An 8919-nucleotide genomic window follows, 5' to 3' on the forward strand; every position below is an offset into this window, starting at 1 on the left:
AATAAGCCGGTGTATAAGCTGCTCGGCGGTCAGGTGCACGAACGGTTGCGCGCCTACACCTATATCTACCCGCGGCCCGGCGACACAAAGGATGTTTATCACGACCCTGACCTCGCGGCAGAACGGTCGGCTGAATATCTGAGCCAAGGTTTTACCGCGCTGAAGTTTGATCCTGCTGGACCATATTCGGCGTTTGACGGACGCCAGCTGTCGTTGGAGGCGCTTGACCTGTGCGAGCGGTTTGCCAAGTCCCTGCGCGAAGCGGTTGGCATGAAAGCAGACCTATTGTTCGGGACACATGGTCAAATGACGGCGGCAGGCGCGATCCGGCTTGCCAAACGACTTGAGCCATATGATCCGCTCTGGTTGGAAGAACCCGTACCCCCCGATGCGCCCGAGGAGATGGCCAAGGTTGCACGGGCAACGTCGATACCGGTTGCCACCGGTGAGCGGCTGACAACCAAATATGATTTCGCACGGCTGCTGCGCGCAGGCGCGGCTGCAATTTTGCAAATGAACCTTGGTCGGGTTGGCGGCATATTGGAGGCAAAGAAGATTGCCGCAATGGCCGAAGTTGATCATGTGCAGATCGCGCCGCATCTATATTGCGGACCTATCGTTGGCGCTGCGAATATCCAGATTGCGACCTGTTCGCCCAATTTCTTGATTCTTGAGAGCATTGAGACGTGGGGCGGTTTCCATACGGAAATTTTGAAATCGCCCATCCGGTTTGAAGAGGGGCATGTCATCCCATCGACTGCGCCGGGTCTCGGGGTCGAGCTGAACGAAGATGTCGCCCGCGCCAATCCCTATACTGGCGATATGCTACACCTCGAAATGACGCAGCACCCCGTTCAGTGACCGAGGAATTCGACTATATCATCGTCGGCGCAGGCACGGCGGGTTGTGTGCTGGCCAACCGGTTGACCGAAGATGGCAAGTACAGCGTCTTGTTGTTGGAGGCCGGAGGAAGCGATCGTTCGATCTGGATCCAAATGCCCATTGGCTATGGGCGCACCTTTTTCGATAAGCGGATTAACTGGATGTACGATACCGCGCCCGTTGAGGCGCTGGGCGGCAGGCAGAGCTATTGGCCGCGCGGCAAGGTCGTCGGTGGATCAGGTTCCATCAACGCGATGGTCTATGTGCGCGGGCAGCCCCGCGATTTCGATGATTGGAAAGCCTTGGGCAATGCAGGCTGGGGTTGGGATGATGTCCTGCCCTATTTCAAAAAGTCAGAGGATTTTGACTGGCACAGTGCGCACCATGGCCAAGGTGGGCCGCAACATGTCACCGACATATCGCCCTTTGCCCATCCCATTTGCCGCAGCTTTATTGAAGCTGCGCAGACATTAGGCTTTGCTGCGAGCAACGATCTCAATGGCGGCAAGCCTGAAGGGGTCGGCTATTATCAAATCAACACACGCGGTGGTTGGCGCGCTTCGACGGCGAACGCGTTTCTGCATCCCGCGCGCAAGCGAAAGACGCTGAAGCTTAAGACCATGGCGCAGGCCACGCGCATTTTGTTTGAGGGGAAGCGCGCGGTTGGCGTTGCGTACACATGCAAAGGCGCGCACTTGGAGGCGAAGGCGCGACGCGAAGTCATCTTGTCCGGCGGCGCGATTAACTCTCCGCAATTGCTGATGCTGTCGGGTATCGGAGATGCCGGCCGTCTGAAAAATGTAGGTATCGAACCGATTGTCGATGCAAAGGCCGTTGGCCGTAATTTGCAGGACCATATTGCGGTGTCCTATTTCTACAAAGTCCGCACGGCGACGCTGAATGATGTGCTGCACCCGTTCGTGGGCAAAATCCGCGCCGGGTTGCGCTATATGGCCGACCGGGCGGGGCCGCTGTCGTTAAGCGTCAATCAAAGCGGGGGTTTTGTGCGCAGCGATGCAACGAAAAAGCACCCGAATTTGCAGCTATATTTCAGTCCGGTCAGCTACACCAAAACACCATTGTCCGAACGAAAGCTGCTCAACCCCGATCCATTTTCGGCGTTTCTGCTGTCGCATAACCCCTGCCGTCCGACCAGTCGGGGGCATATTGAGCTTGCCTGCGCTGACCCTGCTAAATATCCGGTCATCCACCCGAACTATCTCGCAACGCAAGCCGATATTGACGACGTTCTGGCCGGCAACCGATTGTTGAAGCAAATTGCGCGGACGAAGCCGCTTGCGGATATTATTACCGAAGAGCTCATTCCCGGCGCGCATGTCGATGGCGATGAAGCCCTGCTCGCGGATTTTCGGGCACGCGCGGATACCGTCTATCATCCAACAAGCACCTGCATGATGGGCCCGGATGCAGCGACCTCCGTGGTCGATGTCCGCTTACGTGTGCATGGTGTGGACGGCTTGCGGGTCGTCGACGCCTCCGTGTTTCCGACAATCACATCGGGCAACACCAACGCCCCTACGGTGATGGTCGCTGAAAAGGGTGCGGCCATGATCTTGGAAGACGCAAAAAGCATGCGTTAATTTTATTTACCAGTCCTTTTCGGCTGTGCTACCTTCGTCAGATAGCGCGAATCCGGGGAGGGAGTGGCGATGCATCCGAAGATCGATCTAAAGCAGTTACCGCCGTTAAAGGCGCTTAAGGGTTTTGAGGCGGCGACCCGTCACCAAAGCATCCGCGATGCCGCGGACGAGCTTTGCCTCACCCACCCTGCGGTCAGCCATCAGGTCCAGCTGATTGAAGACGCGCTTGGTGTGACGTTATTCGTCCAGGAAGGGCGGCATATCGTGTCGACGGAAGAGGGTAAGGTTCTCTATCCTTATGTCCGCGCTGCTTTTGAATCGCTGCTGGAGGGGGTTGAAGAAGTCCACCGCCATGCGTTGGACAAGCCACTTCGCGTGCAGACCTATGTCACGGCGTCGATACGTTGGCTCGCAAAACGTGTTCCGCAGTTTCTGGCTGATCACCCCGAGGTAAAGCTGACGCTCAACACATGTGCTGTTGAATGGGAATTTGACGATGTCCACGCGGATGTAGGGCTTGTCTATTGCGCGTCAGAACCCGACGCGACCAAATTTCATTGGGTTCCGCTGTATGAATATGCGCTGTTTCCCGTCTGTAGCCCCGCTGTTGCAGAGGCGATGGGTCCAAATCCCAGCCCGCAGACATTGATGACCAAGCCGCTTGTGGCCATCTATACCGAAGTGCAAAATTGGGAGACATGGTTTGCTTCGGCCGGGTCGGCGTTTGAACCCTCCGTGCCCTATCTCATGGTCGACACCTTGGCCGTTGCGCTTGAAATGGCGCTGAACGGTGAAGGCATTGCGCTGGTCAACGGCCCGTTTGTTGATCAGGATTTGGCCGCCGGTCGGCTCGTTCAGCCCGTTGGGCATAAAGCAGTTTGCCCCGGCGCATGGGGCCTTATCTGCCGCAAGGATATGAAAGAAAATCTGCGCATTCGGACATTCATGGATTGGGTGGCCAAGAATGTCGAAGACAGCCGTTTAGGCGTCGCAGCTTAGCGTTTCGGCACGACCTCATAGCCCGGCTCTTCGGGTTCATCGTCGACCATATCGGCCGGAAATCCGGTGCCCAAAACCTTAATGCCCAATGGCTCTTCATAACGACGGATGATGTTGGGTGAAAATTCGCGAGGTCCGTAAGCTTCCTCGCCTTCCTTAAAGATTTTCACGATTAGCGGCGACAGTTCAACGGGGACATGTGCCGATTGGGCAATTTTGTCGAACAGGCCCACGTCCTTGCTGACGAGGTCCATCGTGAAATTGATGTCGCGGCTGCCGTTGAGGATAACCTGGCTTTCGGTTTCGTGGACGAAGCTGTTGCCCGACGAGATCCGGATCGCTTCATATGTGGTGTTCATGTCAAGCCCGATGGCTTTGCATGTCGTCAACGCCTCAGCCAGTGCAACGAGATGTACCGTGCAGAGATAATTGGTCATCACCTTCAATTGTGACGCGGTTCCAAGGTCGCCGGTGTGCAATATGCGCCGTCCCATTGTCGTCAAAACCGGCAGAACAAATTCGAACGCGGCGCGTGGGCCGCCTGCGAAAATCGCAATATTGCCGGTGTCCGCACGATGGCAGCCGCCCGAAACCGGGCATTCCATGAACATCGCACCACGCGCCTCAACCAATGCGCCGAGCCGGATGACTTCGCTATAATCGGTTGTGCTCATTTCGAGCCAAACTTGGCCCGGGCGCATGATTTGAAGAAAACCGTCCGCGCCTTCGGCCACGGCAGCGCTGGCCGCTGGGGACGGCAAGCAGGTGATGATCAGGTCGACGGCTTCACCCAATTCTTTTGGAGATGCTGCGGAGGCTGCACCGCGATTGACATATTCGGCAACAAGTGCGGCATCAAGGTCGCGTACAGTGACGTCATGACCATTGCGGATCAGGCTGCCTGCCAGTTTTCCGCCAACATTGCCAAGACCGATAAATCCGATTTTCATGATTGCACCCAGTTAATTTACAGCAGGCGATACGCGCCCTTTGGAAAAGTTAGAGCGCCGTCGATGCGTAGCCACAATTGAAAAATTTGGCCAATTGGATGAATTATTTTGCACCGCGCCGGAGAACTCCACGCGACTGGGCGCTATTTACGTAACGCTATATCCAAGCGTGGCGGACAGAGCTTCGGCCAGCCTAGTGCGGGCAAGGGCGCAGACGACTTTTCGATCGGCAAGCGCGCCCGGATCGAAGGGTTCGAGAAAGTGAACGTCCACGGCGTAAGTGCCGGGCCGTGTAAATGCCCGCCATGCGCTTTCCCAGCCGGTCTCTACACCCACCCAAGCGATGTCCGCGGCGTCGGCACCGAAGTCTAAAAGAACCGGCTGAATCATCATTGGCTTGGGCGGCGGTGCCAATGTCGCAAACAAGGACTGTTTGAACGGCAATAGCCCACTGCCGTCCGAGGTTGTGCCTTCCGGGAAAAGTGTCACCGACCAGTTTTCGGCGATAGCCTCGCGTAACTCGGCCACTTGTTGCCCGATATTCTGCTTTTCCGTGCGGTTGACGAAAATGGTGTGGTTCAGCTTTGCAAGCCAGCCAATGATGGGCCAGTCGCGCACGCCATCCTGTGCGACAAAGGAGGTGCCCGTTATGCCGGCCAATATCGGAATATCGTGCCATGAAAGATGGTTGGCGACAAAGAACACATCCCGGCGGAGCGGACTGCCGTGAACGCGGACACGCGCGCCCAAGGCGCGGGCAGCAATGCGTAAGAATAACATCGCCCATGGTGACGGCAACCGCAACAGATGCCAGACAAGGTGAAGCGGCAATAACACCGTAAGCGGCACGGCAATCCAAATGACGCGCATGGCGCACAGGAAATATGCCTGCAGCTGAACCTTTGGTTTCGCAATGCTAATAGTCGCCATCGGGTTCCGCTTTAAAATTGGGACAATAATGAAATCTTAACGTGCCTAGCCACCGACTGTGACTTTCCGATGACGGTCCCACATTACGCTAGTTCGCGCAACGCTTGCATATCATGGCTTATCGTTTTTTCAAACGCAGCGCATCCCAACTGGCGTCGGCCAGCCATCCACCGTCGACAGGCAAGCTTGCGCCGTTGATAAAGCTGTCTTCATGGGCAAGAAACGCAATGGCCCGGGCGACATCTTCGGGCTTGGCAAAACGGCCCATTGGAACGCGGTCGATGATATCGCTATCGGAATAGGCGCCCGAACCTTGATCAGCCTCGTCCATTTCCGTTTTAATCCAGCCCGGACATACGGCGTTTACACGCACACCGCGGCCGCCCCATTCTGCCGCAAGCGTTCGCGTCAATCCGACCAATCCGTGCTTTGACGCGTTGTAGGCGGATCGATCGATAACACCGTGAAGGCCCGCAATTGAGGCAACGTTGATTATGTTGCCCCGGTTACGCGCCAGCATCTGCTTTCCGATTTCGCGGCACAGCAAAAACGGTCCGGTGAGGTTGATGTTCATGACGCGCTGCCACTGTTCGATACTGGTCGTTTCGGCGCTGCAAATCAAACTGATGCCGGCGTTGTTGACCAACACGTCTGCGGCACCATGGTCGCGGGCAATTTTCTCCGCCAGTTCGACGACAAATGCTTCAGAGGAAATGTCACCGGAAAGCGCGGATACGCTCCCGCCAAGAGCAACCAATGCTTCGACTTGCGCATCCAAGGGCTGCACGTCGGTCATGACAACATGATAGCCTTTTTCGGCAAAAAGCCGTGCCGTTGCAAAGCCAACGCCTTGTGCAGCACCCGTAACCAACGCAACCTTCATAGCCCCACCTTTATATTCTCAATCAACCCCGCGCGCCTTACAGGCACCGGCGATCCTAATCCAAAAATTTTTTTAACCGGTCCCGTCATATTCCCCATTTGTGCCTGATGGCAAACCGGCCCTAAGGTTCTGTTATAAGGAGCAAGGCGTTTATGCAAACATCGGCACGAGTTGTGATAATCGGCGGCGGCATAATGGGGGCTTCGTTGCTTTACCATCTCGCCGAACTCGGGTGGACGGACTGTCTGCTGATCGAAAAAGATGAGCTGACCTCCGGCTCGACATGGCACGCGGCTGGCCAGTGCCCCAACATCACGGGCAGCTTCAACCTTGCCAAGATGCATGCGTATAGCAATGATCTCTATCCGCGGCTGGAAGGTTTGACCGGGCAATATGTCAGTTGGCATAAATCCGGCGGTATCCGTCTTGCAACCAACGAGCGCGAGCTGGCGTGGATGCGCTACATTCAGGGCTTTTCGAAAATCATCGGGTTTGAGATGGAGATTATCCCGCCTGAGGAAATTCTCCGCCACAACCCATTCATGACGCTTGACGGTGTCATCGCCGGTGCGCGGACGACCGAAGACGGACATGCTGATCCGTCGGGTATCTGCAACGCGCTTGCCATTGGTGCCAAGAATATGGGCGCCAAAATTGTGCGCAAAAACCGCGTGACGGGCCTGACGCAATTGCCATCTGGCGAATGGGATGTGGAAACGGAAAAGGGCACGATTCGAGCCGAAATCGTCGTCAATGCGGCGGGCTGCTATGCCCGGCAAATCGCGCAAATGGCGGGCATAGATATTCCGGTGACGAACATGGAGCATCATTATGTTGTCACCGATCCGATCCCCGCATTCAAAGATCGCGATGAAGAAATACCGGTCATGCGTTGCCCCCATGTGTCGGGATATTTCCGGCAGGAGCAGAAAAGCGGACTGATTGGCGTTTACGAAAATACGGGCCTCGCCGAAGCATGGGCACCACGCGGTGGAAACCCTGAATGGGATTCGACGAGCGAGTTGTTCCCTGAAGATCTGGAGCGCATCGCCCCATGGCTGGAACGCGCGATTGAACGGATGCCGATTTTTGGTGAAGTCGGTTTGCGGCGCTTCGTCAACGGCGCGATTCCGCATACGCCCGACGGCGGACCTCTGTTGGGACCAGCGGTTGGCCTGAAGAATTTTTGGCACTGTTGCGGCACAAGCTTTGGCATCGCGCAAGGCGGCGGCGCTGGAAAATATCTGGCGCAGTGGATGGTGTTCGGTGATGCCGATATCAACATGACCGAATTCGATCCGCGCCGTTACGGCCCTTATGCGGACGAAGATTACAGCCGCGCTAAGGTTTTCCTTGATTACCGCATGACGTTCACGACGCGGCTTCCCGGTGAGGAAGAGCCCGATGGCCGCCCGCAAAAGATGAGCGCGCTATATGGCCGTTTGCTGTCCGCTGGCGCGGTATATGGCGAAACCTACGGCTGGGAGCGGCCCAAATATTTTGCCCTCGACGGCGCAGAAGAAGAAGGCGGCTATCACCGCACCAACAGCTTTGACGCGGTCGCGGCAGAGGTAAAGGCGGTTGCCGAGCGGGTTGGCGTGCTCGACCTGTCCGGCTTTGCGAAATATGATGTGAGCGGACCAGATGCCGAGGCATTCCTCAACCGTATTTGCGCCAACCGCATGCCCAAAAAATTGGGCGGTATCGGCTTGGTGCATCCGCTTTCGGTGCAGGGCCGCATTTATGGCGAAATGACCGTCACGCGTTTTGCAGATGACCATTTCTACTGCCTCTCGGCAGCAGCGGCGGAACAGCGCGACTGGGACTTGCTGATCCAAAGCAAATTGCCGGACGAAGATGTGACCATTCGCAATCTGACGATGGACCTTGGCGTTTTGGTGATGAACGGCCCGCGTTCGCGCGATGTGCTCGAAAAGCTAACCGACGCCGACCTTAGCAATGAAGGTTTCCGCTGGCTCAGTGGTCAGGAGATCGTGATTGCGGGTATCACGATGCGTGCGCTTCGTGTGTCTTATGCAGGCGAGTTGGGCTGGGAATTGCATCCTGCGATGAAGGACCTCGCGGCGCTCTACGAAGCCGTTTGGGAAGCCGGGCAGGAGTTCGGCATCGTCAATTACGGATTGTACGCAGCGAACAGCATGCGGGTTGAAAAGGGTTATAAGGCCTGGGGTTCCGAGCTCACCAACGAATTGACGATGATTGAGGCGGACATGCCACGCTTCATCAATTTCAATAAGGATGATTTCGTCGGCAAGCAGGCGACGTTGGATGCGCCTGAGCGTTTCCGCATTGTGTATGGCGCGGTTGATGCAGATAATGTCGATGTGCGCGGCGGCGAACCAATTTTGGTGGGCGACCATTGTATCGGCCTGACGACATCAGGCGGCTATGGCCATCGCGTTGGCAAGAGCCTGTTTTTCGCCTGTGTGCCCATTGAAAATGCGGCACCGGGGTCGCAGTTCGATATCGTGTTACAGGGCGAACGACGCATCGGCACAGTGCTGGAGCACCCTGTTTATGATCCTAATAACGCCAAGATGAAGGTCTGATCCGCGTGGCTGAATTACCCAAAAAGGCAAAAGTCGTCATCATCGGTGGCGGTGTCATCGGCTGTTCGATTGCATATCACCTGACCAAGATCGGTTGGGACGAC

The 8919-nt window shown here is 56.2% G+C and carries 8 protein-coding genes; 5 read left to right on the forward strand and 3 right to left on the reverse strand.

The genetic code is table 11. The features are described from left to right. The 3 genes from ACIQ5B_RS08780 to ACIQ5B_RS08790 form a co-directional block, all read left to right on the forward strand. On the forward strand, positions 1–861 hold an 861-nt coding region (locus tag ACIQ5B_RS08780), incomplete at its 5' end, for a mandelate racemase/muconate lactonizing enzyme family protein (protein ID WP_397598679.1). Further along, positions 858–2483 (forward strand): GMC family oxidoreductase, encoded by a 1626-nt coding sequence (locus tag ACIQ5B_RS08785; RefSeq protein WP_397598680.1) that lies wholly within the window; start codon positions 858–860, stop codon positions 2481–2483. The genes ACIQ5B_RS08780 and ACIQ5B_RS08785, both read left to right, overlap by 4 nt. A 69-nt stretch (positions 2484–2552) precedes the next feature. Then, on the forward strand, positions 2553–3482 hold the full coding sequence (locus ACIQ5B_RS08790; RefSeq protein WP_324479356.1) for a LysR substrate-binding domain-containing protein: 930 nt from the start codon (positions 2553–2555) through the stop codon (positions 3480–3482). Here the strand turns inward: ACIQ5B_RS08790 and ACIQ5B_RS08795 are convergent. The 3 genes from ACIQ5B_RS08795 to ACIQ5B_RS08805 all read right to left on the reverse strand — a co-directional run bounded on the left by ACIQ5B_RS08795 (position 3479) and on the right by ACIQ5B_RS08805 (position 6245). Continuing rightward, complete coding sequence (locus ACIQ5B_RS08795) at positions 3479–4432, reverse strand: NAD(P)-dependent oxidoreductase (RefSeq protein ID WP_324479357.1); 954 nt, start codon at positions 4430–4432, stop codon at positions 3479–3481. The two genes, ACIQ5B_RS08790 and ACIQ5B_RS08795, sit on opposite strands and share 4 nt — an antisense overlap. Positions 4433–4579: 147 nt before the next feature. Further along, positions 4580–5362: a lysophospholipid acyltransferase family protein gene (locus tag ACIQ5B_RS08800; protein ID WP_397598681.1), complete on the reverse strand. Its 783-nt coding sequence runs from the start codon at positions 5360–5362 to the stop codon at positions 4580–4582. 118 nt (positions 5363–5480) lie between these two features. Continuing rightward, entirely contained in the window at positions 5481–6245 is a 765-nt protein-coding gene (locus ACIQ5B_RS08805) for an SDR family NAD(P)-dependent oxidoreductase (protein ID WP_397598682.1), read from the reverse strand. A 152-nt stretch (positions 6246–6397) separates the two neighbouring features. Between ACIQ5B_RS08805 and ACIQ5B_RS08810 the strand changes: the two genes are divergently transcribed. Beyond that, positions 6398–8815 carry an FAD-dependent oxidoreductase gene (locus ACIQ5B_RS08810; protein ID WP_397598683.1) on the forward strand — a complete coding sequence of 806 codons (2418 nt, stop codon included), beginning with the start codon at positions 6398–6400 and terminating at the stop codon, positions 8813–8815. A 5-nt stretch (positions 8816–8820) separates the two neighbouring features. Continuing rightward, a partial coding sequence (locus tag ACIQ5B_RS08815) for an FAD-dependent oxidoreductase (protein ID WP_397598684.1) occupies positions 8821–8919 on the forward strand: 99 nt, incomplete at its 3' end.

Source organism: Sphingorhabdus sp. (genome assembly GCF_044374345.1).
GTDB lineage: Bacteria > Pseudomonadota > Alphaproteobacteria > Sphingomonadales > Sphingomonadaceae > Sphingorhabdus_B.

Excerpts from the sequence above, each read along its gene's own strand:
- ACIQ5B_RS08810 (WP_397598683.1), top strand. The coding sequence starts at position 6,398 with ATGCAAACATCGGCACGAGTTGTGATAATCGGCGGCGGCATAATGGGG.
- ACIQ5B_RS08800 (WP_397598681.1), bottom strand. The coding sequence starts at position 5,362 with ATGGCGACTATTAGCATTGCGAAACCAAAGGTTCAGCTGCAGGCATAT.
- ACIQ5B_RS08795 (WP_324479357.1), bottom strand. The coding sequence starts at position 4,432 with ATGAAAATCGGATTTATCGGTCTTGGCAATGTTGGCGGAAAACTGGCA.
- ACIQ5B_RS08805 (WP_397598682.1), bottom strand. The coding sequence starts at position 6,245 with ATGAAGGTTGCGTTGGTTACGGGTGCTGCACAAGGCGTTGGCTTTGCA.
- ACIQ5B_RS08790 (WP_324479356.1), top strand. The coding sequence starts at position 2,553 with ATGCATCCGAAGATCGATCTAAAGCAGTTACCGCCGTTAAAGGCGCTT.